This is a genomic window from Kitasatospora papulosa (genome assembly GCF_000717245.1).
Classification (GTDB): domain Bacteria; phylum Actinomycetota; class Actinomycetes; order Streptomycetales; family Streptomycetaceae; genus Streptomyces; species Streptomyces papulosus.
The window spans coordinates 21,766-46,725 of the sequence record NZ_JNYQ01000003.1 but is presented as its reverse complement, the minus strand read 5'-3'; the positions used below and the strand labels follow the sequence as shown (position 1 = coordinate 46,725).

Sequence of the window (24,960 nt, the reverse complement as noted above, 5' to 3'; positions counted from 1 at the left end):
ATGACGCCCGTCGGTCAGTGGTGATGGTGCGGGACCGGGTGGTGGTGGGTGCCGTCCGGGCCGTGAGTGTGCGAGGGGTCGTTCCCGTGCGGGTGGTCGTGATCCGTGTCGGGGGCATCGACCTCGAACTGGTCGTACTTCTCCATCAGGGCGACCATCTCCTCGCGCGACGGGCGGTTCCCGTCGGCGAGAAGACCGGCCAGACCCTCGAAGTACCCCTCACGGTGCTCGGCGGGAGTGAAGATGATCAGCATCTCGACGAGCGAGTCGCTCTCGTTGCGGAAGCCGTGCACGGCGTTCTCCGGGACGTGCAGGAAGTCACCCGCTCTCGCCGTGCGCCAGCCGGTGCCGTCGTGCAGACGCACCTCACCCGTCAGCACGTAGAAGGACTCGGAGATCCGCGAGTGGTAGTGCGGGTCGGCGCCGCCGGCACCCGGCAGCATCGAGTGGTGGAAGAGCCCGAACCGCCCGTCGGTGGTCTCGGCGAGTGCGATGAAACGCGTGGTCGTGGCGGTTCCGATCTCCGCCTTCACCGCGTCCGCGTACGCACGGAACATCGCGTGACTCATGCTCAGCTCTCCCACATGCTCAGGTAACGCTCTCCCGTGTCGGGCAGCAGCGTGACCACGACGCTTCCGGTCAGCTCGGGCCTGCGGGCGACCACCTCGGAGGCATAGGCGGCGGCACCGGAAGAGACGCCGGCGAACAGCCCCTGGCTGATCGCGAGTCGGCGGGCCGTCACCAGGGCGTCCTCGTCGGACACCGTCAGGACCTCGTCGATCAGCGAGACATCGGTCGTTTCGGCGACGAAACCGCCGTTGAGCCCCGGGATCCGGTGCTGGCCCGCGTACCCCTGGGACAGGATCGGCGACTTCTCCGGTTCGACGGCTATCACCCGCACGTCCGGATCCTGCTCCTTGAGGTGGCGGGCGATGCCGGTGAGCGTGCCCCCGGTGCCGACCGCACACACGAAGGCCGCGATACGGCTGCCGGTGGCCGCCACGGCGGAGTGGATCTCGGGGCCGGTGGTCTCGTAGTGCGCCCGGACGTTGTCCTGGTTCTCGTGCTGGCACGGGAACCAGGAACCCGGCGTGGCCGCGTGCAGCCGCTCCGCCTCGGCGATCGCCCCCGGGTAGCCCAGCGCGCTCGGCGTCTGGACTATCTCCGCTCCGAACGCGCGCAGCAGCTTGACCCGCTCGGTCGTGGCGTTGTCCGGGAGCACGATGACACAGCGGTAGCCGCGGGAGGCGGCGAACGCGGCCAGCGAGATCCCGGTGTTCCCGGAGGTGGCCTCGATGACGGTACCGCCCGGCAGCAGTGCGCCGCGCCTCTCCGCGGCGCGCATCATGTAGAGGGCGGCACGGTCCTTGCTGGACGACATCGGGTTGGCGAACTCCAGCTTCGCCAGCACCCGCGCTCCGGGCGCCAGGTCACGCAGACGCAGCTCCAGCAGCGGGGTCGAGCCCACGAGTTCCTCGATACGCGAGGCGACGGCCGGGCGGGCGGGGGCGGTGTGGGCCGAGGGGGCCTGTGTGATGGTGGGCACGGTTCTCATCTCTCGCAATCGGGGGAGTCGGTCGGCAGGGACTTGGGGCGGGTCACCAGGAACCGGAGGAGGCGATGACGGTGAAGACGTCCTCCATCAGCTCCGGCCGGCGGCCGGGCTCCTTGATGACGGCGGTGGGCGCGAGCACCCGGGCACCGCGGGGTACGTCCTTGTTGACGAGGGCCTGGGCGCCGATCACCGCACGGTCACCGACGGTCACCGGCCCCAGGACGGTGGAGTTGGCGCCGAGGATCACGCCACTCCCGACGACGGGGTGACGACGGTCGCCCTCGGGCCGCTTGTTGTCGCTCCACCAGCCGACCGCGCCAAGGGTGACCTGGTGGTACATCGTCACGTCGTCGCCGACCACGGCGGTCTCGCCGATCACCACCCCGGCACCGTGGTCGATGAAGACCCGACGGCCGAGGACGGCGCCGGGATGGATCTCCACGGCGGTCACCCTGCGGGCCCACCGGGCCAGCAGCCGCGCCGGGATCCGCAGACCGCGGCCGTGCATGCGGTGGGCGATCCTGTGCGCCCACAACGCGGTGAGCGCCGGGTGGAGAATGGCTTCCTTCTTGCCCCGCACGGACGGGTCGCGTGCCACGACGACACCGAGATCCTCGCGGAGGGCGGACAGCAGACGGGGTGTGGCGGACGCGGGGGTGGCCCACGCCGTTCCGGAGGCCCCGGCGCTGACGGTGCTGGACGCGGGGCCGGAGGGCGGATTCGACTCCGCTTTCGTCGGACTGAACAGGCTCATCGTGGCTCCAGTGGCGGGGTGGGCCTCTTGACTGGAACAGAGCCTGCCGGGCGGCCTTCCCGCCGGAGTCCCGGCACGTTCCCGTCCCTCGGAGTCCGGCACGTTCCCGTCTCCCGGGGCCGCCGGAGCCCTCGACGGAACAAGAAGGGAACGTGGCGGGAAACATTCGGGAACGGCTGCTCCCACACTCACCTGAGCACCACCCGGTTGCGCATCGGCGCACCGGCGACCGTGAGCCGGTGCGCCGGCCACGCCCGCCAAGTGGTTCACCGCGAGCAGAGGAGCTCCCCGTGCCTGTGATTTCCGTTGACTGGTGGAAAGGCAACGACCGTGCCCGACGTCAGGAACTGGTCGGTGAGCTGACCGCCTGCGTATCCCGTATAGCGGGATGCCCCGAGGACGCCGTCACCGTCATCGTGCGCGACGTGGACCCCGACCACTGGGGGAAGGGCGGCCGGCTCGCCGACGAGCTCGTTCCCGGCCCTGCCGACGAGCCCGCCCCCACGCCCGCCGCGGAACGTCCCTCGACCTACGCGACCGTTCCGCCCGCCCCGCAGGACGCCGGGGGACAGAAGCCATGACAGCGTCCGTCGGCCTCGGGTCCTCCGACCCGAGGCCTCTGCTCCTCGTCTGTCCGACGCCCAAGCTGGTGGCTGAGGCGAAGGAGGCCGGATTCCCCGTCGTCACGATCGCCGAGACGACCGGGTTCACGGATGACCAGCTGCGCGACCACCTGGTGGAGACCGTCCGTACCCACCAGGTGGGCATGTTGATCGCCTGCGGAAACGCGAGCACCCTGCCCGCCGTACTGGAGACGGCGGAACGTCTCGGCGTGTCGCCGAACCCGGCCGCCTCCGCACGGCTGCTCGCCGACGCATCACAGATCAGGGGCCTGCTGACGCGCAGCGGGCCCCAGTGGGAAGCGCTGGCCCTGCCCACCGGGCCGGGGGACACACCACCGCCGTACGACATCGAATACGGCGTCGAGACGCTGACGGTGGAGGGGATGCACCGGGTCACCGGCATCGTCGAACTGCGTTACACGGGGAAGGAGGCGACCTGCGCAGGTTCCGTGCCCGATCCGGTCACCGGTGACGCGACCGCCGGCACGGATCTTCGCGGTGCGCCTGTCCACACCTTCCCCGCGCCCCTCACCCGGCAGGAGGAAGCGGAGATCCGGGCCCTGGCCACGGGCCTCCTGGATCTGGCCGGGTACGAGTTCGGGTACGCCTTCACCCGCGTCGCCCGTACCGACGAGGGGCCGCGCGTCGTCGAATCACTTCCACGCCAGGCGAGCTGGCCCGCCTCCCGGCTGATCGAACTGACAACCGGACTCATGGCGGAACGTGAACTCGTCCGCGCCCTCTCGGGCATCCCCCTGGACGCGCCCGTGATGGTGGGCTGCGCCGCCGCCGTCCCGTCGCCCGGCCCGTCCGACGCGCCGGACCACGGCACGGCACTGCCGGAGGTACGGGAGGTGCGGGACGGGTACGCCCTCCTCACCGCCCTCACCCCTGCCGAACTGGCCGCCCGCAGGGACGCTGTCCTCGACTGCCAGGCCTCCGCCGGTCTCCTTGCGGCCGGTGAAGGGCCTGCCTGACCGGCCGCTCACCGAAGTGCCTCGCCCCACGTGATCGTGCCGGCCGGGCCGTGAGGATCCGTCGCAGAAAGCTCGGCCGGGCCATCCCGGCCGAGCTTTCTGCGTTGGGCGGCCGGCCGGGACCGGCTGAACACCCCTGCGGCGAGGTAGGACCGCGATGCGCCTGCCGCAGCGGACGGAGCCTCGACGCACGCCCGACGCTCCCCTTGATACCGACGCCCCCACACGTCCCTGCCCTGCACACGCGCTGCCGCGGAGCCTGAGGGCGGAGCCGCCCCGCATGATGGCCGGCCCGGCTCCTGAGACACAGGCCGCTGAGCCGGATGCCGCGGGATTCCCTTGGGCGCGGACCACTCGACAGACCACTCACACGCGCCCCTCACTCCTGGCTCCCCGCCTCCGGGAGCGCGACCGGCAACAGGTCTCGGGCCTTCGCAGAGGCTTTCCCGCTGCGTTCCCGGCCCGCGTCCGGCAACAGGTAGCCGAAGCGGAACGACCCGGGAGCGGGACACGCGAATGTCATTCCTGTCAGAAGGAAAGCCCAGGCAGAACCACTTCAGAAGGCGGGATTCAGATGCGGAACTCGGTGCTCGCGACGGCGGGAATCCTTACGGCGATCGTCCTCTCGGTCAGCGGCGGGTCCGGTGACCTGACGAGTTCGACGAGCGGTTCCCAGATCGGTTCCGAGGCCGCTGCGCACCTGCTCCTGCACGGCGGCACCAGCGTCGAAGCCTTCGTCTTCGACTCGGGTGAAGGCCCGAACGTGGCTCTGGTGTCGGATGGTGAGGGCCCCAACGTGGTCCCGGTGTCGGATGGTGAGGGCTCCAACGTGGCCCTGGCATCGGATGGTGAGGGGCCGAACGTGGTTCCGGTGTCGGATGGTGAGGGGCCGAACGTGGCCCTGGCATCGGATGGTGAGGGGCCGAACGTGGTTCCGGTGTCGGATGGTGAGGGGCCGAACGTGGTTCCGGTGTCGGATGGTGAGGGGCCGAACGTGGTTCCGGTGTCGGACGGTGAGGGCCCCAACGTGGCTCCCTCGTCCAGCGGCGAGGGCCCCAACTTCGCCGCCTGAGAACCGAGGTCCGAGAGCCGAGGCCTGAGCTGCGTCTCGACGCAGCCTCGGCCTCCCGCGGACAGACCGGTGCCGCCTGGATCAAGAGCTGGGACACCGCGCTCCTGGCGTCGGGGATGTGACCGCCAGGAACGGTTCCGAGCGGCCGGTCCCGCTCAGCATCGGACTCGCCAGGGCGTCAGGGCGCCAGGTCCGCAGGAATCCCCATGGCCTCGAACGCTTCGTTCGCCGTCCGGAGACGGGCCTGAGCCTCATCGTGTTCGCCGAGTTCCTCCAGAGCGTGCGCGACTCCGGCGAGCGCGTGCGCCTCCTCCACCCGGTAGCCGATCCCGGATGCCGCCTCCTGGGCGTACCGGTGCAGGTCCAGGGACAAGGAGTAGCGGCCGTTGCGGGCGTGCAGCCGCCCGATGATGTTGCCGACCGCGGCCTCACGCATCGGCGCGCCGCTCAGGTCCCCCAGCTGCATTGCCGATTCCGCCCATTCGCCGGCGAGCTTGCTCTCGCCGAGCCGGTCGGCGGCTTCCGCGGACAGAGCGAGCACCAAGGACATGTCGGCGGGCGACATGACGTCCACCGCCAGTTTGCGGGCACGGCCCAGCAGATCGGCGGCCGCCTCGATCTCGCCCAGGCCCAAGCGGGCGACCGCCAGATCCATGAGCCCCTCGACTTCCTTGTCGACGGAACCGATGCTGCGCGAGAGTGTCACCGCACGGGTGGCCGCCTCCACCGCCTCGGGGAATCGCCTCCACTCGGAGTACAGGTTGCTCAGGTTGGTCAGTGATTCGGCCTCGGCACGCTCCGCCCCGAGCTCCCGTTTGATGGTGATGGACTGTTCCAGCCGGGGGAGTGCTTCGTGGTACCTGCCCAGTGCGCCGAGCAGGAGGCCCAGGACGCCGGTGTCCTTGGCTTCACCGCGCCGGTCGGCGAGAGCGACAGCCAGCCCGAACGCCTCCTCCGCCGACTCTATGCCCTCCTCGAAGCGGCCGAGCTTCCAGCAGGCCACGGCCAGGTTGGACAGGCTCAGCCGCAACAGGGCCGGGTCGTCCACTCGGCGGGAAGCGGAGATCGCGGTGCGGCTCAGCTCGCGGAATTCCTCCAGGCGACCACGAAGGTCGAGTGGAAAGACAACGTTGGCGGCGAGCAGTCCGACGTGGCTGTCCAGCTCCCAGCGGTATGCGAGGGAGACGGCGGCCAGCAGCGAGTCCTGCTCCCTCTCCAGCCACTCCCGGGCTTGGTCAGGGGTGTTGAGCGGGGGCAGTTCTGCGGGCGACAGGTGTTCGGGGCGGCCTATCCGGACACGCCCGGGGAAAAGCATGTCGCAGGCGGCGTCCGTGGCGGCCAGGGCGAAGTCGAGAAGCCGGCGCACTGCCTGCGCGGCCTCCTCGTCACCTCCGCCCCCGCCCGCCCCGCCGGAGCCGGCACCCGCACTGCCGCGCGAGAGGTTCTGGGCGAAGCTCCGGACCAAGTCGTGGAAGGTGTAACGACCGGTCTCGTGCTGCTGGAGCAGATGCATGTCCAGGAGGTACTCCAGCACCCCCTCCGCCTCCCGGGTGCCCTTGTCCAGCAGTGCGCCGGCCGCGTACACGTCGATCTCGGTCCCCGGATGCTGGCCCAGCATCCTGAACGCTTCCCGGGTCTCGGCGGCCAGACCCTCGTACGAGAGCCTCAAGGTCACCTCGACGCTGCGCTCGCCCGAGTTGAGCTCGGCCAGCCTGTGGGCGTCGTCGCGGAGCCGGTCGACGAGGTAGCGGACGGTCCATCGGGGACGCTTCCGCAGCCGGGCGGCGGCGATGCGCAGGGCAAGCGGGAGATGGCCGCAGAGCTCGGCCAGTTGTGCGACGGCTTCCGGTTCGGCGCGGGTGCGGGTGCGGCCGAGGACGCCCTCGACGAGGGCGACGCTGTCGCCGGGCGGCATGACACCGAGCGAGATGGTGTGCGCGGCGTCGAGATCCGCGAGGAGGCTGCGGCTGGTGACCAGTACGAGGGTTTCTGTCGGCGAGCTGAGGAGCGGCCTCACCTGGGACTCGTCCAGGGCGTTGTCGAGCAGCAGGATCATGCGGTGGGCGCTCATGGTGCGGCGCCACAGGGCGATGCGCCCCTCGGCGTCGTCCGGGATCCGGTCGCCCGGCACGCCCAGAGTCCGGAGAAGGGCCTCGGCTGCGGCGCCCGCGCTGAGGGGCTGTCCGCTCGGTGTGAACCCGCGCAGGTCGAGGTGGAGCTGGGCATCGGGGTAGCTGTCGGCGAGCTGATGAGCGGCCCGTACCGCGAGGGACGTCTTGCCGCTGCCCCCCATGCCGTCGATGGCGATGATCAGAGGTCCCGTGCCTGGCGCCTCCTCCACGAACCCGAGCAGTTCGCGGACCTCCGCCTCCCGGCCGGTGAAGTCGCGCAGGTCGTAGGGGAGGGTGGAAGGCTTGTCCTCCGGGGCGAACGCAGCCGGGGCGGCCTGCGGTGGAGCCGCGAGATCCGGGCTGTTGCGCAGTATGGCGTTGTGCAGTTCGCTGAGTGAGTCACCGGGGCCGATGCCGAGTTCGTCGATCAGGAACTCGCGGACCTTGGCGAACTCCTCGAGCGCCTCAGCCTGGCGGCCGGACCGGAAGAGGGCCAGCATCAGTTGGCCGCGCAGAGTTTCACGTAGTGGATGCGAGTCGATGAACTCTCTTATCTCGCCGACGAGTTCGCTGTTCTCCCCTGAACTGAGCCGTAAGTCGAAGAGTTGCTCGACAGCCGAAAGGCGCCGTTCCTCCAGGGCTGCGGAGGCGGCCGAGAGCACCGATCCGCCGCTGCCCGACAGCAGCGGTCCCCGCCACAGGTCGAGCGCCTCACGGAGTGCCGTGGCGGCGAACGCGCTCCGTCCCGCGGCCGTGGCTTCTCTGGCCTGTTTCAGTCCCTCGGTGAACCGGCTGAGGTCCACCTGGTCAGGCGTGGTGAGTGCCCGGTAGCCCGGCCCCTCGGTGACGATCAGATTGCGTCCGTCGGGGATGCGCTGACGGAGCTCTGCCACAGCCTTACGTACCTGGTGGGCGGCGGTCGCGGGCGCGTTCTCGTCCCACACGGCCTCCACCAGGCGGAAGACGGGAAGCACACGCTGGGGTTCCAGCAGGAGAGTCACCAGAACCTTCTCGTGCACCGGGCCGCCCACCCGTACGCGTTCCGTCCCGTCCCAGCATTCGAACGAGCCCAGAATCCGGAACCGCACTCTGTGTTCCCCTGCGTCCTCGCCCATGTAACTTTCCCTCCAGCGGGCCTTGGAGCGGCGTCTGCTGCCACCCCACGAATGCCGACGCTCCCAGTCCTGCCGGTCCGAATGGTTCATCACACCAGGGCGGCGAGGCGGGCGGCAAGACGGCCCTCCGCTTAATGGCCACAAGGCAACGTTTGTCGTACAGAATTGATTTACTGTCAACATTCACCGCTGCTGACCCGTCTGTCACGCGGCCCGACGACGCGGGGAACCCGTGACCGCGACCGCAGGACCCCTTTTCCGGCATATTCATCTCTGGACCTGGGGCCCGCCTCGCCGGACCGCGCAGGCCTGCGGCAGCCGCACCTCCACCGCGGTCACGCCGCTCCGGCGGTGAGCGGCCCGCACGCATCGTCAGATGTGTGGAGCGACCCGTCGCCCGCGTGATGCTGTCAGCCGGCGCGTCCGCATACGCCGGCCGGCCCCCGCTGCCCTCGCCGCGACGTATACACGAGGACCGGACGCGGGTGAGGCGTGAGGAGCGTGAGGAGTGGGAGGCGGACGGGCGGGCACACGAGGCCCATGTCCGGAGAGCACGCACGTCCCATGGGTCTCCCCGTCCGCTCCGTCCGTAAGGCGCCCTCGCGCAGAGCCCGACACGGACGCCGGCCGGTGTTCGGCAGGCGACTGCGCCTGAGGATCTTCGCCTACCGTGGCATCGAGTTCCTCTCCGCCCAGGTCCCCGGTGAAGCCGGACCCGGGGAGGAGTGTCTGCTCCTCGTCCACGTCCGCAAGGTCGTCGGCCAGATCCGCTACCGGATCTGCACCGCCTGCGGCGAGGGTGTGATCAGCGGCGTGGACATCGACGGCCGGCTGCACTCCACCGGGCTCGGGACGCGTGCCCTGTCACACCTTCGGTCCCTCCACCCCGGTATCACCTGGCGCAGCACCCTCACCCTTCGCGCCACCCGCGATCTGCTGCGCCGCATGCGCATCCTCCCCACGGCGAGGGAACCCAGGTGCGGACACGTCCTCACGCTCGGACCGGCGGGCTGACCGCACGCTGTATGCCGGTGCGTTCCCCGGTGGTGGCAGCCTGCGCCGGTCGGTGCCGGAGCGAAACCTCTGCCTGTGCGGCGGGCCGACGGCCCTTTCCGAGCGCTGCGGTCAGCGAGACGACGTCCCGCTGCCCGGCTCGCGGGTGCAGGACGCCCCGACGCGCCGAAGACGTGGCCCTGCCCCGGCCGACCCCGGTTCCGCTCCCCGCCCGCGCGGCCGGTCGACCACGGACGCAGGCACTTTGTCCCCCCACGGATAAAAGTTCGGACCTGAGGTGCCAAAGGGGTTTCTAGTCGGCGAAAAAGCCATTACCTTCCTGACCTGTACCTGACTAGAAGGGCCCGTGCGCCTCCCTTCCCCGGCGTCCGTGTCCCCGGCGCGACGGCGCGCGCCTGTGCGAGACCACCCAGCCCCGTTGACCCACGGAGGATGCGCGTGCACAGGAGACTCAACCGGCCCCTCGCGGCGCTAGCCAGTACCCTGCTCGCTGCCGCGGGTGCCCTCGGCGCTCAGCAGGAACCGGCCGGAGCAGCCCCCGCAGCAGCCGAGTTCCAGCAGGTCACCCTCGCCAAAGGGGTGGCTGAGACGGGCGAACCGATGACGCTCGCCGTCCTGCCCGACCGGTCCGTCCTGCACACATCGAGGGACGGAACCCTGCGCCTGACCGACGCGGCCGGCACCACCAAGGTCGCCGGCAGGCTGAACGTCTACACGCACGACGAGGAGGGCCTCCAGGGCGTCGGAGTCGATCCGGGCTTCACCACGAACCGGTTCGTCTACCTCTACTACGCTCCGCAGCTTTCCACGCCCGCCGGAGACGCACCCGCGAACGGCTCGACAGCCGACTTCGCGCCCTTTGACGGCGTCAACCGGCTCTCCCGATTCGTACTGAGGACGGACGGGACCCTGGACACCGCCACTGAGAAGAAGGTCCTGGACGTTCCCGCCAGCCGGGGGCTGTGCTGCCATGTCGGCGGAGACATCGACTTCGACGCCCAGGGAAACCTGTACCTGTCCACCGGCGACGACAGCAATCCCTTCGCCTCCGACGGTTACACCCCCATCGACGAGCGGCCGACCCGCAACCCCGCCTACGACGCCCAGCGCTCGGCGGGCAACACCAACGACCTGCGCGGCAAAGTGCTGAGGATCAAGGTCGGCGCCGACGGGAGCTACACCGTGCCCGCGGGTAACCTCTTCGCCCCCGGCACCGCGAGGACCCGGCCCGAGATCTACGCCATGGGCTTCCGCAACCCCTTCCGGATGACCGTCGACAAACCCACCGGCGTGGTCTACCTCGGTGACTACGGTCCCGACGCGGGCACCGCGAGTGCGGCACGCGGCCCCGCCGGACAGGTCGAGTTCAACCGGATCACCAAGGCCGGGAACTACGGATGGCCCTACTGCACCGGCAGGAACGACGCCTACGCCGACTACAACTTCGCCACCTCGGCCTCCGGCGCCGCCTTCTCCTGCTCGGCGCCCCGGAACACCTCGCCGAACAACACCGGGCTGACCGACCTCCCCGCGGCCCAGCCCGCGTGGATCCCGTACGACGGCGGTTCCGTCCCGGAGTTCGGCAGCGGATCGGAGTCCCCGATGGGCGGTCCGGTCTACCGTTACGACGCGGCCTCCACCTCACCCGTCAAATTCCCCGAGAGCTTCGACGGAGACTTCTTCGCGGGTGAGTTCGGCCGCAAGTGGATCAAGCGTATCGAGCAGGCCGGGGACGGCACCGTACAGTCCGTCAACGCGTTCCCATGGCAGGGCACCCAGGTCATGGACATGGCCTTCGGGCCCGACGGCGCGCTGTACGTGCTCGACTACGGCACCGGCTACTTCAACGGGGACGAGAACAGCGCGGTCTACCGCATCGAGAACGTCACCGGAGGGCGGTCCCCGCTCGCCCAGGCATCGGCCGACCGCACCTCGGGCACGTCCCCGCTCACCGTGCGCTTCTCCTCCGCGGGAACCTCCGATCCCGACGGCGACCCGCTGACCTATGCCTGGAAATTCGGTGACGGAGGCACATCCACGGCGGCCGGCCCGTCGCACACCTACACGGCGGACGGGCAGTACACGGCCGAGCTGACCGTCTCCGACGGCACCGGCCGGACGGCGACCGCCTCGGTGGCCGTGACGGTCGGCAACACGGCACCCACGGTGAAGCTGGAACTGCCCCTCGACGGCAGGATCATCGACCCGGGTGCGGCGGTGCCGTTCCGGGTGACCGTCACCGACCCGGAGGACGGCACCGTCGACTGCTCGAAGGTCAAGGTGACCTTCATCATCGGCCACGACAGCCACGGCCATCCGCAGACCTCGGCCACCGGATGCTCCGGCACCGTGCAGACCATCGCCGACGGGGAGCACGATCCCAACGCCAACATCTTCGGTGTCTGGGACGCCGAGTACACCGACAAGGGCGCGAACGGACAGCCCGCCCTGACCACGCACGACGAGCACATCAGCCAGCCAAGCCACCGCCAGGCCGAGCACTACGGAGGCTCCGCCGGGGTGTCCGTCATCAGCCACGCGGCGGCCCGGGGCGGCAGGACCGTGGGCAACATCGAGAACGGGGACTGGATTTCCTTCAAGCCCTACGCCCTCGACAACGCCACCGCGCTGACCGCCCGCGTCTCCTCGGCGGGCGCCGGCGGCACCCTCGAAGTACGCGCCGGCTCGCCCACCGGAGCCCTGCTCGGATCCGTGGCGGTTCCGGTCACGGGCGGCTGGGAGACGTTCCGCGACGTCTCCGCGAACCTGACCGACCGGCCGGCCGGCACCACCACGCTCCACCTCGTATTCAAGGGCGGCAGCGGGGCACTCTTCGACGTGGACGAGTTCACCGTCACCACGTCCGGAGCCGCACCCCGCGAAGGAGCCGTCACCGGTATCGGCGGCAAGTGCGTCGACGTGGCCGGAGGGGCCACGGCGGACGGGACACAGATCCAGCTCTACTCCTGCAACGGGACGGCCGCCCAGAAGTGGACGGTCGGCACCGACGACACCCTGCGGGCCCTCGGCAGGTGCATGGACGTCAGCGGAGCCGGCACGGCGGACGGCACCAAGATCCAGCTCTACGGATGCAACGGCTCCGGGGCCCAGAAGTGGACCCCGCAGGCCGACGGGACCCTGAAGAACCCGGCGTCCGGCAAGTGCCTCGACGCCGAGGGCGTCTCCTCCGCGGACCGCACCAGGCTCCACCTGTGGACCTGCGGGACCGGCGCCAACCAGAAGTGGATCCTGCCATGAGCCGACGACCTGCCGGACCTCTCGTACGCCTCGCCCGCTGGGCCGCCTGCGGCCTGCTCGGCGTCGCCGCCCTGCCCGCGACGGCCGCGGCCGCGGCGTCGGAGCCCTCCGCCCTCGCACCACGGGTGTCCGCCGGTGCGCAGACCGCCGCCGATCCCGCGTACGACGTACTGGTCTTCTCCAGGACCGCCGGCTTCCGCCACTCCTCCATCGACGAAGGTGTCACCGCCCTGCGCGAGCTGGGCGCGGCGAACAACTTCACCGTCACGGCGACCGAGGACCCCGCCGCCTTCACCCCCTCGAACCTCGCCGGTTACGAAGCCGTCGTCTTCCTCTCCACCACCGGCGACGTCCTCGACCCCACCCAGCAGACCGCCTTCGAGGGATACATGGCGGCGGGAGGCGGCTATGTCGGCGTGCACGCGGCGGCCGACACCGAGTACGACTGGAGCTGGTACGCCGGCCTGGCCGGCGCCCTGTTCCAGTCCCACCCTGCCGTCCAGCCCGCCCGCATCAAGGTGGAGGACCGGGCCCACGACGCCACCGCCCACCTCGGTCCGGTCTGGCAGAGGACCGACGAGTGGTACGACTACCGCACCAACCCCCGAACGTCGGCCCACGTCCTGGCCTCGCTCGACGAGACCAGCTACAGCGGCGGCAGCATGGGAGGCGACCACCCCATCGCCTGGTGCAAGGACTACGCCGGCGGGCGCGCCTTCTACACGGGCGGAGGCCACACCGAGGAGTCGTACGGTGACCCGGCCTTCCGCCGCCATCTGCTCGGCGGCATCCGCTGGGCGGCCGAACTGACCGAAGCCGACTGCAGGCCCGAGACCGGCTACACCCCGCTCTACGGGACGTCGGGCACCACCGGCTGGAAGCAGGCCGGTCCGGGCTCGTTCGCGGAATCCGACGCCACCCTGACCTCGCGCGGCGGCCTCGGTCTCCTCTGGTACCAGGCGAAGGAGTACTCGGCATACTCCCTGAAACTCGACTGGCGCCAGGCCGGCGACGACAACTCCGGTGTCTTCGTGGGCTTCCCCGCCTCCGAGGACCCCTGGTCGGCCGTCGACCACGGCTACGAGATCCAGATCGACGCCACCGACACCCCCGACCGCACCACCGGCTCCGTCTACGGCTTCAAGTCCGCCGACCTCCCCGCCCGTGACGCGGCCCTGAACCCACCGGGGGAGTGGAACACCTACGAGCTACGGGTCGAAGGCGAACGCCTCCAGGTGTTCCTCAACGGCCACCGGATCAACGACTTCACCAACACCGACCCCGCCCGCAGCCTCCAGCAGGGCCACATCGGCCTTCAGAACCACGGAGACGGTGACGACGTGTCCTTCCGGAACGTCCGGATGAAGGAACTGAGCGTTTCCCCCGGCCCCCGGGAGGGCGCGGTCACAGGGATCGGCGGCAAGTGCGTGGATGTGGCAGGGGCCGCGTCGGCGGACGGGACACAGATCCAGTTGTACACGTGCAACGGGACGGCGGCGCAGAGGTGGACGGTCGCCGCGGACCGGACACTGCGGGCGCTGGGCAAGTGCATGGACGTCAGCGGTGGTGGCACGGCGAACGGCACCAAGGTGCAGCTCTACGGATGCAACGGGTCCGGGGCGCAGATATGGGCACCCGGGGCTGACGGGACGCTGCGGAACCCGCAGTCCGGAAAGTGTCTCGACGCGGAGGGCGTGTCCTCGGCGGACCGTACCAGGCTCCATCTGTGGACGTGCGGCACCGGAGCCAACCAGAAACGGGTCCTCCCCAGCTGAGTGACCCGTTGGACACCGCCACCGGCACGGAAGGGTGCAGGTGGCGGGCCGGCCCCGCAAGGGCCGGTGACGGCGGCAGGGCGCGACGCCGGAACGCCCTGCCGCCGTTCCCTGGGCACCCGGATCGCCGGGCGCGTCGGTGAATCGCCACCGCGACGCCACCCATGGGCATGCACCGGTCGAGGGTGCGGCTGCCGTGCCCCGGGAGTCACCTCCGTCCCGGAGGGGCCGACGCCGACCGCACGGCCGGACCGGGAGCATCGGCCCCTCCGACCGTGACCCGCACTGTTCTTCCGAAACGCTCCGCTCAGGACAAGTCAATATCTGTGGCCGTGAGATGAGGGTTCGACGCGCCGCGTGGGGGAGCGTTTCTGTGGCCAGCAACAGAGAGGAATTATTTTCCGTACAGAATCCGTGACCTCGTGCTACTGTCGATCTCAGTTGCAGTTGTGGTTCCCGAACTTCAAGCGCCTTCGCCGGAAATCTCGGCCTCTGGAAGCGCTTTTACTGCCGGTCATTTTTCCGGTTGGGGCATCATCGCGGCGACCCGGATACCTGCGATCGGGATCCCGGCGCACTGCCCCGAAGGAGACGTGCTATGTCATCAGGTACCGTGAAGTGGTTCAACGCAGCCAAGGGTTTCGGCTTCATCGAGCAGGACGGTGACGGTGCTGAGGTGTTCGCCCATTTCTCGAACATCGCAGCCCAGAGCCTTCCTGAGCTATTCGAAGGCCAGAAGGTCAATTTCGACGTCACGCAGGGGCCGAAGGGTCCGATGGCCGAGAACATCGTTCCGGCCTGACGCTGTCGCGTACTTCGTAGCTGGGGCCCACACCCCGTGGGGTGTGGGCCCCAGCTATCGGGTGTATCCCGCACCGCTCTCCCCTGAGCGTCCCCTTTGTCCCGTCGAGGGGCCGTGAATCTCCGGAGTCGAAGCCGGTCGACATCCGGATTTCACGTGGCGTGCGACTCGATTTTCCGCCACCGTCGTCCCGCATCGGACTTCACGGCACGTAGACCATTCCCACATTCCCGGCAGGTCTGTTCCTTGTGTTCTCTGTAATGTAATGCGTGGGGGAATTTCTTGGTGGTTCCGTGGAAGTTCGCCCTTGACGCGATCGCATGAGAATTTCGTGATCAGGAAGCCGACCCATCTCTGCAGGAGGCACCTTTTGACGTTGGTTCAGACACACCCCCGCCCGACGACTTCCATCGCCGTGCACGGCACGGTGGCCGACCTCATGGACACCGCTGGACCGCAGGTCTGTGACGACATGACCGTCGAGGTGGCCTTGTCCGTCATGGCCGCTGCCCGTACCGGGCATCTGCTTGTCTGTGACGACAGCGGCCTGTGTACCGGACTGGTCGCCCGGGCTCAGCTCACAGCAGCCCGTGACGGCTCGTCGTATTCGGACAGGGTTCAGCTGCGGGACATCCTCGAGGAGCGCGGGCCGTTCACCTCGCCGGTGACCACCATGGCCGAAGCCGGGCACGTGATGCGCCACAGCCGGGTTGACGCCCTGCCTGTGGTCGACGAGCACGGCAGTGCCTTGGGCGTCCTGGCCTTGGCCCGCTGAGCCGTCTCGGCGGCAGAACAGCTTCCTCTCCTTTCTCTCCCCTGTGAGGCATCATGCGTTGTGTCATCGCCCGCTTCCCGTTCGACCTCACCAGGAGCGGTGTCCTGGAAGCGATGAGAGGCGTCAAGCCCGAGCACGCTGTCGGCGAGTCCGTAATCATCGGTCGGCGCACCTACCCCGTCAAACAGGTCGGCCAGGTCATCACGCGCCAGGATCGCCGTGACTTCAGCGCAGGGGAAGTCCTGCGGGCCATGAGACAGCTCGGCTTCACCTGCCCCGGCTCAGCCCCGGCCCCGGCACGCAGTCAGGTTCTCGACCCGTTGCAGCAGGCGTCCGCGATGCTTGGTGCCCCCGTGGCCTGACACCGACGGGCGGACTCGGCTTTGCGCCGTGCCCGCCCGTCGGTCTCCGTATCGGAGCCGGACTGGTGACGTCCCGTCAGCGCTGCAGTGTCAGCAGACCCGGACGGTAGGGGAGAAGGCCGTAGTCACCGCCGGAGTTGGGGCTCCGCCCTTGGTAGAGCAACTGCAGATTGCAGGGATCGACGGTCATCGTCTGATCGGCGTTGGTGCGGAGCAGTTCGCCGTGGCTGATGTCATTGGTCCAGGTGGCGCCACTGTTGGTCTTGCCGGCGAAGGGGTTGCTCTCGGTCGCGGCCTGAGGCGTCCACGAGCCGCTGAGGCTGGTTGCTGTGAACGAGCGGAAGAAGCGGCCCTGCGAGCCGATCGCCTCGACGATCATGAGGTAGCGGTTCTGACCCTGGAGTTTGTACACCTGCGGGGCCTCGAACAAGTTGTTCGTCGTATCGCTCATGACCACGGTCGATGTCGCGCCGAAGCTGCCCGGGAAGTTCACGATCGGCATGGAGGCCCGGTAGATCTTGCCGTTGTCACCGGCGAAGAACAGGTACATGTTCGTCCCGTCACCGATGATCGTCTGGTCGATGGGCCCTGTTTTGGAGTCGGAAATGCTTCCGGAGAAGAGCACCTGCGGTGACGACCAGCCGTTCGGGTTGGTGGGGTCGCTCGACGTCCGGTAGGAGAACGCGCTTCCGCCCCACTGGTAGGTGAGCACCCAGATGTTCTTGGGCGCGAAGTAGAAGAGCGAGGGCGCGACGGTGGAGGCCGACATCGTGTTCTGGCCGGCCGAGGCCATCTCCGACCAGTTGGTGAACAGCCCGAAGTTCATCGACCCCCAGCTCGTCCCCGTGTCGTGCGTCGTGGCATAGACGAGCTGCCTGCCGTTGTAAGGGGCCACGGTGAAGTCCTTGAGCGAGACCCAACCCTGCTTGGGTTGCGCCAGCGCCCCCGTCGACGTCCATCGGTAGGCGGACGGAAGATCGCACGAGCCGGAGCTGTCGCCGCCGGCCTTGACCAGCTGCCACTGCTGGTTGGCGCCTCCCCAGTCGTCGTACTGGACGATGTTTGCGTTGTCGGCGGTGGAAGCGCCCTGCACTTCGAGGGCCTTGCCGCTGTGGCGCGAGATGAACCGGACGTAGCCGTCCGAGCTGTCGGCCAGCCGCCACTGCTGGTTGGTGCTGAGTAGGTCGGTCCACTGGACGATCGAGCCGCCGTTCGCGGTGGACCAGTTGTGGACGTCGAGGACCTTGCCGGAGTGCCGTGACTTGATGCGGTAATAGCCGTCCCCGGAGTCGACGAACTGCCACTGCTGCTGGGTCTGGTCGTTCCTGGTCCACTGGGTGATGCGGGCGCCGTCATCGGTCGCCATGTTGTAGACGTCCAGCGCTTTGCCGCTGCCGCGGTTGACCAGCACGTACGAGGTGCCGGGGTCCACGGGCGCCGCGGCGGCCGGCTGGGCCCCGAGGAAGGCGGCCACGAGCAGCAAAGGCGCAAGCAGGGCGAGTAAGCGCGTCGGGCTGACTCGGGACGGGGGGTGAAACCACATCAGGGAGGCTCCTTATGGCAGTAGCGGGCCGGGGCGATCTCATGGGCAGCGGATCGCATGAGGAGGGGACAGTCTCGAAATGTTTCGGAAAGTCCTCGGATGCTGTGACGCCACAAGCTAGGAATGTGAGGCCGTTCGGTCAAGACCTGGCGCCGATCTGCCCACAAAAGGCCTCGCTCCCACTGTTGTGACGGGCTGCCGCGCTCGACCTGGGCGACGTCCTGATCTGATGAATGCCCAGTTGGCGGCTCTGGACGGACTGTTGGCCGGGTTGCCCGACCGCCTCGCAGCCCGCTTTCCTGGTGTCGAAAATTTCGAGTTACTGAAAGAAACTTCTGCAGTTGTATTGACGATCCACCGTCAATAAGCCCACCATCCTGTCTGAGAAACCGGCCGCGGTTCGAGATTTCGGACATCCGGGGTGGCGTGGGCGGCTGATTCCGTCCGGTCCGGCCTGTGGTGTCCGTCTGTCCACCGGGGAAGGGTGGCGCATTCCCTGCGTCTCGGCCCTCTCCCGATCTCAATCCTGGAGGCACAGTGATGGGTTCCTGCACCGTCCCCAAAGCGCCGATCCGGCGGAAGATCCACGATCTTCTCTTAGCGCTGCTCGTCGGCAGCCTCGGAGTGGTCGCCGCACTGGTCGTGCCGCCCTCCGCCCACGCCGCCGAGAGCACGCTCGGCGCCGCGGCGAAGCAGAGCGGCCGCTACTTCGGCACCGCCATCGCCTCCGGCAAGCTGGGCGACTCCGCGTACACCACGATCGCGGGCCGCGAGTTCAACATGGTGACGGCCGAGAACGAGATGAAGATCGACGCCACCGAACCGCAGCGGGGCCAGTTCAATTTCAGCTCCGCCGACCGCGTCTACAACTGGGCGGTGCAGAACGGCAAGCAGGTGCGTGGCCACACCCTGGCCTGGCACTCCCAGCAGCCCGGCTGGATGCAGAACCTCAGCGGCAGCGCGCTGCGCCAGGCGATGACCGACCACATCAACGGCGTGATGGCCCACTACAAGGGCAAGATCGTTCAGTGGGACGTCGTGAACGAGGCCTTCGCCGACGGAAGTTCGGGCGCACGGCGGGACTCCAACCTGCAACGGAGCGGCAACGACTGGATCGAGGTCGCCTTCCGCGCCGCGCGCGCCGCCGACCCCGCGGCCAAGCTCTGCTACAACGACTACAACGTCGAGAACTGGACCTGGGCCAAGACCCAGGCCATGTACTCCATGGTCCGGGACTTCAAGCAGCGCGGCGTGCCGATCGACTGCGTCGGGTTCCAGGCGCACTTCAACAGCGGCAGCCCCTACAACAGCAACTTCCGGACCACCTTGCAGAACTTCGCCGCCCTCGGCGTCGACGTGGCCGTCACCGAACTCGACATCCAGGGCGCCTCGGCCTCGACCTACGCCAACGTGACCAACGACTGCCTCGCCGTACCGCGCTGCCTCGGCATCACCGTCTGGGGTGTGCGCGACACCGACTCCTGGCGGTCGCAGGACACGCCGCTGCTGTTCAATGGTGACGGCAGCAAGAAGGCCGCCTACACCACCGTCCTCGCCGCACTCAACGGTGGAGGCTCCACCACACCGCCCGAGGGCTCCGGACAGATCAAGGGCGCCGGTTCCGGGCGCTGTCTCGACGTACCCGACAGCAGCACCGCCGACGGTATCCAGCTCCAGCTCTGGGACTGCGGCAACGCCGCCAACCAGCAGTGGGCCCTCAGCGGTGCCGGCGAACTCAAGGTCTACGGCAACAAGTGCCTGGACGCCGCCGGCACCGGCAACGGCACCAAAGTCCAGATCTACAGCTGCTGGGGTGGCGACAACCAGAAGTGGCGCCTGAACTCCGACGGTTCCATTGTCGGTGTCCAGTCCGGCCTCTGTCTCGACGCCGTGGGGGGCAGCACCACGAACGGCACCCTCATCCAGCTCTACTCCTGCTCGGGCGGCAGCAACCAGCGGTGGACGCGCACCTGAGGGAAGCGCCATGACGCCCCGGACCGCCACGGCGGCGGTCCGGGGTGATCGGTGTGCTCGACCCGGCGGATCCGGTCCCTCCCGGGGGCCGGCCCGCGCGGCGGAACACGCCCTTCGCCGGGCTCACCCTGCGCACGGCGTCGCCCGGGTGCGCCGGAAGCCCGCCGGCTCCGTGCATCGCGGGAGGCAGGCTCGCAGGCAGTCCCGGTCCGCGCGCGAGCTTCGCCGGGCTCTTGGACGCGTGAAATCTTCTTTGCGGGCCCAGGCCCAGCGCGTTCACCTCCCGTCGCGTGGACCTTGAGCAGGACGCCCTCGTCAGCCCGCGTTCGGCCGGGGTGCCGCGGACAGGCCCTGCTTGACATATCGGCTTGTCTCGTCGGCGAGGATCTCGGGCAGCCCGGTCTCGATCCCGTGCAGGGCCTGGGCCGCGACGTCGGCGGCGGCGACCTTCTGGTCGGCGGGTACGTCGGCGGCCATGTCGGTGTCCATGTAGCCGACGTGCAGCGCCGAGACGGCGATGCCGCGAGGCGCCAGCTCGTCGCGGGTGGCGCCGGTCAGTGCCCAGGCGGCGGCCTTGGAGGCGGAGTAGGAGCCGAGGGCGGCCGGGTGGAACCAGGACAGGGCGGACAGGACGTTGAGTACGGCGCCGCCGCCATTGCCCTCGATGACGGGGGCGAAGGCGCGAGTGGCGGTGAGCGGGCCGAAGAAGTTGGTCTCCATCTCCCGCCGCACCTCGGCCATGTCGCCTCGCATCAGCGTCGCGCCCGTGGAGATGCCCGCGTTGTTGATCAGCAGCGTCGCGTCGGACGCCGCACGCGCGGCCTCCTGGACCGAGACCTCGTCCAAGACATCCAGCTGCAGCGGGATGACGCCCGGCACCTCCATCGTCTCGGGGCGTCGGACCGCGCCGTACACCTTCGCGCCGCGCCCGACGAGCTGGACGGCCAGATGCCGCCCGAGACCCCGGTTGGCACCGGTGACGACTGCGACCGCGTTCTTGAGTTCCATGTCAGCTCCTGGCCGTGGCGGGCGCCGTCCGCCACCCGCAGTTCATTAGATTACGTACATAATCTAAACACGGGTCTATGATAGATGCCAGTCGACATCCAAATGGGAGATGGTCATGGGCCGCGTATCGCAGGCGCAGGCGGAGGAGAACCGCAGGCGGGTGGTGGACACCGCATCCCGACTGTTCAGGGAGCAGGGCATGCAGGTCAGCGTCGCCGACCTGATGAAGGCGGCCGGTCTGACCCACGGTGCCTTCTACAAGCAGTTCGCCTCCAAGGAGGCGCTCGTCGACGAGGCGACCGCCCACGCCTTCGCCGAGCTCGCCCGGCGCCACAGCGCCGGACTCGAGCGGCACCACGGACAGCACGCCGCCGCCCGGCAGGCGCTGATCGACACCTACCTCTCCGACGAGCACCGCGACGCCCCGGCGGACGGCTGCCCGGTCGCCGCGCTCGCCACGGACATCGCCCGCGAGGGCGGCGGGAGTGAGGCCCGTCACGTCTACGCGGAGGGTGTGGCCGACTTCGCCGATTTCCTGGCCGACGACGACCAGGACGGCATCGTCCGCCTGTGCACCCTGTTCGGTGCGCTGGTCCTGTCCCGGGCCACCAAGGGGTCCCCGCTCTCCGAGGAGATCCTTGCCGCCGGACGCGCGGCCCTGACCGAAGCAGGCTGATCACGGGTGCGATGCGGGTGCACACCGACCGCGCTCGTGGGCCGATAGGCGTCCGCGGTCAGGCGGAGGAAGGGGGCCGCTGCCGGCGGCCTGGGATTTCGCCGGGCTGCGGATACGCGTCCTCTGTACCGGTGCACCCGCAGCCCGCAGCTCGATAGAACGGGGCCCTCGCGTCACCTTCTCCAGAACAGGTGGTGCATCACGCCACTCGGGCTGGGCACGACCTCCAGGTGGAACCGGTCGAGCAACTCGTCGGGGGACTCCCAGAGGCGTAGCCCGGAACCGAGCTCTACCGGCGAGACCGCCACATGCAGGGTGTCGACGAGGTCTGCTTCAAGGAACTGCCGGACGGTGGTGACCCCACCACCGAGCCGCACGTCCTTTCCCTGCGCCGCCCCCCGCGCCCGATCCAGGACCGTGGCCGGGTCGGCGTCGACGAAGTGAAAGGTGGTGTCTGCGAGCGTGAACGACGGACGCGTGTGGTGGGTCATGACGTACACGGGGGTCCGGAACGGGGGCTCGTCACCCCACCAGCCGCGCCAGTCATGGTCCTGCCAGGGACCCCGGTGAGGCCCGAACTTGTTGCGGCCCATGATCTCGGCGCCGATGTCGCGCGCGAAGTCCCGGGTGAAGTAGTCGTCGAGGCCCCTGCTCCCCCCAGGGTCCGTACGCATGGGCCAGCTCGCCGTGGCCCCCGCCCAGGCGAAGAGCCTCTCCGGGCTGTCCAGGCCGAACGGCCGCTCGAGACTCTGGTGCTCACCGGCACCGATGCCGTCACTCGAGACGTTGAAGTTCATCACTCTCAGCAGCTGATCCACGTGTGTCCTCGTTCGTTCTGTCGTGCCATCGTGCGGCGAAGGGCCGCACATCATCACGTCGAACGGGACGTGGCCGGATCGACAGCGGCCCGCAACGTTTTTCCGAAGCGTGTCGGAAAACGTTGCGGGCATCGCACCGAACGGCACCACCGAACCGGTGAACCTGTGACGACCGGGGCGCCGGCCGTTGCCGGCCCGGCCCCGGCGGGGAACGGCGCGTACCCTGCCACCGCGGCGCATCGTTGCGCCACCTTCCGCCGTGCGGAGTGCAGTTCGGCCCCGTAGTCGGGCGGGACCTCCCGCCCGACTACGGGGCCGAACCGGTTACCGCCTTCGAAGAGGGACGCTTCGCGTCACCCGCGGTCCGTGTCGTGGCCGGAGCCGACAACGTGTCAGAACGGCATGCGGCTGCGGGCCCGACGCCCGGCGGAGCCGCTGCTGCCCACGGCCTTGGAGCTGCTTCGGAACGGCTTGCTGAAGAGGCGGCCGAGCACCCCAGGAGCCTTGCCCCCGGCGCGCGAGCCGGCCCCGAGGGTTCGCTGGGTCCCGCGTTCGGGGTGGCGGGACAGCCGAGGCACGAAGAAGGCAAGAACGGCCAGAACCACACAGACAGCGACAATGCCAACGATCACCATGAAGGTCTCCCAGGTTGATGTGTCCTGCCGTGTGCCCTCCCGCTCCACCGGTATGCGTCACCGCTTTCGGTGGAAAGCCCGCGGGCGTTCTCGGACGCGTGGTCGTCCCGCGCGTCCGGCCGGTCCTTGCTGCGCCTGGCAGGAGAACATCGTGCTGCCGGTGAGCCGGCCCCTCGTGCCCAGGAGGGCTGCCTTACGTCCCCCTGTCCTCACCCGCTCCAGCGGCCGAAGGTCCGTGCGCGCCGCCTTCGACCGGGCGCACCGGGCGACAGCCTGCACTCCTTCGACGGGGCAGTCGGGTCAGCTTCGGCCGTCGGGTCCGGGCTCGAACCTCGTCGGGGGCGGTCCGCCGGGTGCGGCCGCACCTGTAGCTTTGTCGTGATCACCCCCATCCCCGTGCTCGGCAGGCGTGAAGAAGGAAGTCCCCATGGTCCATGTGGAACGACAGGTCACCGTCCGGCGCCCGTTGGCTGAGGTCGTGCGCTATCTGGCCGATTTCTCCCATGCGGTCGACTGGGACCCCGGGACGCAGGAATGCGACCGCATCGACAGCGGCCCGCCGGTCGAAGGCGCTCAGTGGCACAACGTCTCCGAGTTCCGAGGCCGGCGCACGGAACTCACGTACCGCTTGGTCACGCTGACGGATGACCATGTGGTCTTCGTCGGCACGAACAAGACCGCCACCTCACGCGACGACCTGAGCTTCCGGACCGAGGGGGATTCCACGGTCATCACCTACCGCGCGACGATCCGGTTCCACGGCCTGGCGCGACTCGCCGACCCCTTCCTGCGCCGCGAATTCGAGCGACTGGGCGACGAGATCACGGTCAGCATGCCCGCCGCGATCGAAAGGAACGCGGCCTGACGTCTGCTCGGAATCGGAGCTGCCGACCCCCGGCGTCACACGCGAGCTCTCCTTGCCCGGTCTCTCGCTGCTGACGGGGACGAGCTCCGTCCTTCGCGCAGCGGCACATACCCCGGTCGGTGACAGGGGTGTGGAACTGCTCTGATTCCGGGCATACGTCCTTCCGTGAAGAGCACCAGCGAGAGTTCGAAGCCGGGAACGCACCGGAAGTGGAAGAGTTACGCTGCCGCCGCGGCGGCCGTGGCCGCGACGGCGGTCGTGGGCGCACGGGCCGTCGACGCGGACAGCGCCTGGTACAAGGCGCTGGACAAGCCACAGTGGCAGCCGCCGTCCTGGGCATTCGGCGTGGTGTGGACGCCGCTCTACGCGTCTGTGGCGTGGGCCGCCGGCCGAGGGCTCAGCCGTGCCCGGGGCTCCGAGCGTTCCCGCTTGGCGGCCGGCGTGGGAGTGAACCTGGTGTTGAACGCGGCGTGGAACCAACTGTTCTTCCGCCGCAGGAGCCCGCAGGCCGGGCTGGCCGGCACCTTGCTGCTGGATGTCAGCAACGTGCACCTCATCCGCCGCATGGCGGCCACCGACCGTGCCGCTGCCGCCGCCCTCACCCCCTACGCCGCCTGGTGCCTCTTCGCCACCGCCTTGAACGTCTCGCTCGTGCGACGCAACCCGCGCCGGCGAGATCACCTGTGAGCACGTTTGTGCGCGGGTCCCGGGGGGACCGCTGCGCCCCGTCGTCAGGGCGGTGAGGATCCTGGCGAGCCGACGCGGTTCGACCGGCGCGCACAGGCCGGGGCGGGGAGGCAGGCGGGTCTCGGGCCTTGTGTGCCACCGGTGGTCGGCTGCTCCTCGCCCGGGGGAGCGGTAGGAGCAGCATCTGACGTGGGTGTCGCCCGGCGCGCGGCAGGCGCGCGGATCGGCGGCTCGGTCGGGGGAACGTGCTCGGCCGGACCACCGACACCCGGGGCGGAGACCACGGATGCCCCGGGACAGGACAAGCCGCCCAAGCGACCGTATCTCCGTCCTCCCGGCCCGCCGGGGAACTGTTGACAGGCCGGATCGGCATGATCAATCATCGCGGGACGGCAGCCTTGATCGCTTCTGTTCGGTCGTGAGGCCGGTGCGGGCCGGGTAGCGCGCGCGACACGGTCGGCATGTGGTCGATCCCGTGCGCCAGCGGCTCCGCGGCCCGTGCTCACACCACGCAGCGAGGCGCGGGGCCGCGCGGTCCCACCGTCACGCACGTACACAGTC

21 protein-coding genes are annotated in these 24,960 nt (G+C 69.3%); 13 read left to right on the top strand and 8 right to left on the bottom strand.

The annotated features are described in order from the left end of the window. Positions 1 to 14 precede the first annotated feature (14 nt). Genes IA22_RS0108605 through epsC form a run of 3 tightly spaced genes read right to left on the bottom strand, consistent with a single transcriptional unit; the run spans position 15 to position 2,309 of the window. Entirely contained in the window at positions 15 to 569 is a 555-nt protein-coding gene (locus IA22_RS0108605) for a cupin domain-containing protein (RefSeq protein ID WP_014158179.1), read from the bottom strand. Between the two features lie 2 nt (positions 570 to 571). Continuing rightward, the gene (locus tag IA22_RS0108600) at positions 572 to 1,555 is read right to left on the bottom strand and encodes a PLP-dependent cysteine synthase family protein (protein WP_014158180.1); all 984 of its coding nucleotides are present in this window, start codon (positions 1,553 to 1,555) and stop codon (positions 572 to 574) included. A 43-nt stretch (positions 1,556 to 1,598) separates the two neighbouring features. Continuing rightward, positions 1,599 to 2,309, bottom strand: a complete 711-nt coding sequence (gene epsC / locus IA22_RS0108595; RefSeq protein WP_014158181.1) for a serine O-acetyltransferase EpsC — start codon at positions 2,307 to 2,309, stop codon at positions 1,599 to 1,601. 290 nt (positions 2,310 to 2,599) lie between these two features. Between epsC and IA22_RS0108590 the strand changes: the two genes are divergently transcribed. The 3 genes from IA22_RS0108590 (at position 2,600) to IA22_RS0108580 (ending at position 4,981) form a co-directional block, all read left to right on the top strand. After that, entirely contained in the window at positions 2,600 to 2,890 is a 291-nt protein-coding gene (locus IA22_RS0108590; protein ID WP_014158182.1) for a tautomerase family protein, read from the top strand. Next, positions 2,887 to 3,909, top strand: a complete 1,023-nt coding sequence (locus IA22_RS0108585) for a hypothetical protein (protein ID WP_030123201.1) — start codon at positions 2,887 to 2,889, stop codon at positions 3,907 to 3,909. The genes IA22_RS0108590 and IA22_RS0108585 overlap by 4 nt, the downstream gene beginning before the upstream one ends. Before the next feature lie 586 nt (positions 3,910 to 4,495). Further along, the gene (locus IA22_RS0108580) at positions 4,496 to 4,981 is read left to right on the top strand and encodes a hypothetical protein (protein WP_245229554.1); all 486 of its coding nucleotides are present in this window, start codon (positions 4,496 to 4,498) and stop codon (positions 4,979 to 4,981) included. A gap of 178 nt (positions 4,982 to 5,159) precedes the next feature. On the opposite strand, the gene IA22_RS0108575 is transcribed toward IA22_RS0108580, so the two are convergent. Further along, positions 5,160 to 8,207 carry an AfsR/SARP family transcriptional regulator gene (locus IA22_RS0108575; RefSeq protein ID WP_030123199.1) on the bottom strand — a complete coding sequence of 1,016 codons (3,048 nt, stop codon included), beginning with the start codon at positions 8,205 to 8,207 and terminating at the stop codon, positions 5,160 to 5,162. 630 nt (positions 8,208 to 8,837) lie between these two features. Between IA22_RS0108575 and IA22_RS0108570 the strand changes: the two genes are divergently transcribed. The 6 genes from IA22_RS0108570 (at position 8,838) to IA22_RS0108545 (ending at position 16,193) form a co-directional block, all read left to right on the top strand. Continuing rightward, complete coding sequence (locus IA22_RS0108570; RefSeq protein WP_015575719.1) at positions 8,838 to 9,221, top strand: hypothetical protein; 384 nt, start codon at positions 8,838 to 8,840, stop codon at positions 9,219 to 9,221. Between the two features lie 438 nt (positions 9,222 to 9,659). Next, entirely contained in the window at positions 9,660 to 12,479 is a 2,820-nt protein-coding gene (locus IA22_RS0108565) for a PQQ-dependent sugar dehydrogenase (RefSeq protein ID WP_030123197.1), read from the top strand. Continuing rightward, complete coding sequence (locus tag IA22_RS0108560; RefSeq protein ID WP_030123196.1) at positions 12,476 to 14,254, top strand: ThuA domain-containing protein; 1,779 nt, start codon at positions 12,476 to 12,478, stop codon at positions 14,252 to 14,254. The genes IA22_RS0108565 and IA22_RS0108560 overlap by 4 nt, the downstream gene beginning before the upstream one ends. A 598-nt stretch (positions 14,255 to 14,852) precedes the next feature. Beyond that, a complete protein-coding gene (locus tag IA22_RS0108555) occupies positions 14,853 to 15,056 on the top strand; it encodes a cold-shock protein (protein ID WP_030123195.1) in 204 nt (67 codons plus the stop codon). A gap of 370 nt (positions 15,057 to 15,426) precedes the next feature. Further along, positions 15,427 to 15,831 (top strand): CBS domain-containing protein, encoded by a 405-nt coding sequence (locus IA22_RS0108550; RefSeq protein WP_014158191.1) that lies wholly within the window; start codon positions 15,427 to 15,429, stop codon positions 15,829 to 15,831. A 53-nt stretch (positions 15,832 to 15,884) separates the two neighbouring features. Next, positions 15,885 to 16,193: an SCO5918 family protein gene (locus IA22_RS0108545; protein WP_014158192.1), complete on the top strand. Its 309-nt coding sequence runs from the start codon at positions 15,885 to 15,887 to the stop codon at positions 16,191 to 16,193. 76 nt (positions 16,194 to 16,269) lie between these two features. Here the strand turns inward: IA22_RS0108545 and IA22_RS0108540 are convergent, their stop codons facing one another. Next, the gene (locus tag IA22_RS0108540) at positions 16,270 to 17,736 is read right to left on the bottom strand and encodes a non-reducing end alpha-L-arabinofuranosidase family hydrolase (protein ID WP_030123194.1); all 1,467 of its coding nucleotides are present in this window, start codon (positions 17,734 to 17,736) and stop codon (positions 16,270 to 16,272) included. A 540-nt stretch (positions 17,737 to 18,276) separates the two neighbouring features. On the opposite strand from IA22_RS0108540, the gene IA22_RS0108535 reads away from it, so the two are divergent. Further along, entirely contained in the window at positions 18,277 to 19,710 is a 1,434-nt protein-coding gene (locus tag IA22_RS0108535) for an endo-1,4-beta-xylanase (RefSeq protein WP_030123193.1), read from the top strand. Positions 19,711 to 20,025: 315 nt separating this feature from the next. On the opposite strand, the gene IA22_RS0108530 is transcribed toward IA22_RS0108535, so the two are convergent. Then, the gene (locus tag IA22_RS0108530) at positions 20,026 to 20,718 is read right to left on the bottom strand and encodes an SDR family oxidoreductase (protein ID WP_015575713.1); all 693 of its coding nucleotides are present in this window, start codon (positions 20,716 to 20,718) and stop codon (positions 20,026 to 20,028) included. Between the two features lie 115 nt (positions 20,719 to 20,833). On the opposite strand from IA22_RS0108530, the gene IA22_RS0108525 reads away from it, so the two are divergent. Then, positions 20,834 to 21,394 (top strand): TetR family transcriptional regulator, encoded by a 561-nt coding sequence (locus IA22_RS0108525; protein WP_030123192.1) that lies wholly within the window; start codon positions 20,834 to 20,836, stop codon positions 21,392 to 21,394. 173 nt (positions 21,395 to 21,567) lie between these two features. On the opposite strand, the gene IA22_RS0108520 is transcribed toward IA22_RS0108525, so the two are convergent. Beyond that, the gene (locus IA22_RS0108520; protein WP_030123191.1) at positions 21,568 to 22,212 is read right to left on the bottom strand and encodes a dihydrofolate reductase family protein; all 645 of its coding nucleotides are present in this window, start codon (positions 22,210 to 22,212) and stop codon (positions 21,568 to 21,570) included. A 392-nt stretch (positions 22,213 to 22,604) separates the two neighbouring features. Then, a complete protein-coding gene (locus tag IA22_RS37515; RefSeq protein ID WP_014158198.1) occupies positions 22,605 to 22,847 on the bottom strand; it encodes a DUF6411 family protein in 243 nt (80 codons plus the stop codon). A 427-nt stretch (positions 22,848 to 23,274) separates the two neighbouring features. On the opposite strand from IA22_RS37515, the gene IA22_RS0108510 reads away from it, so the two are divergent. Both IA22_RS0108510 and IA22_RS0108505 read left to right on the top strand, forming a co-directional pair. Next, positions 23,275 to 23,712 carry an SRPBCC family protein gene (locus tag IA22_RS0108510; RefSeq protein ID WP_014158199.1) on the top strand — a complete coding sequence of 146 codons (438 nt, stop codon included), beginning with the start codon at positions 23,275 to 23,277 and terminating at the stop codon, positions 23,710 to 23,712. A gap of 165 nt (positions 23,713 to 23,877) precedes the next feature. After that, complete coding sequence (locus tag IA22_RS0108505) at positions 23,878 to 24,399, top strand: TspO/MBR family protein (RefSeq protein ID WP_015575709.1); 522 nt, start codon at positions 23,878 to 23,880, stop codon at positions 24,397 to 24,399. The last annotated feature ends 561 nt before the right edge of the window (positions 24,400 to 24,960 follow it).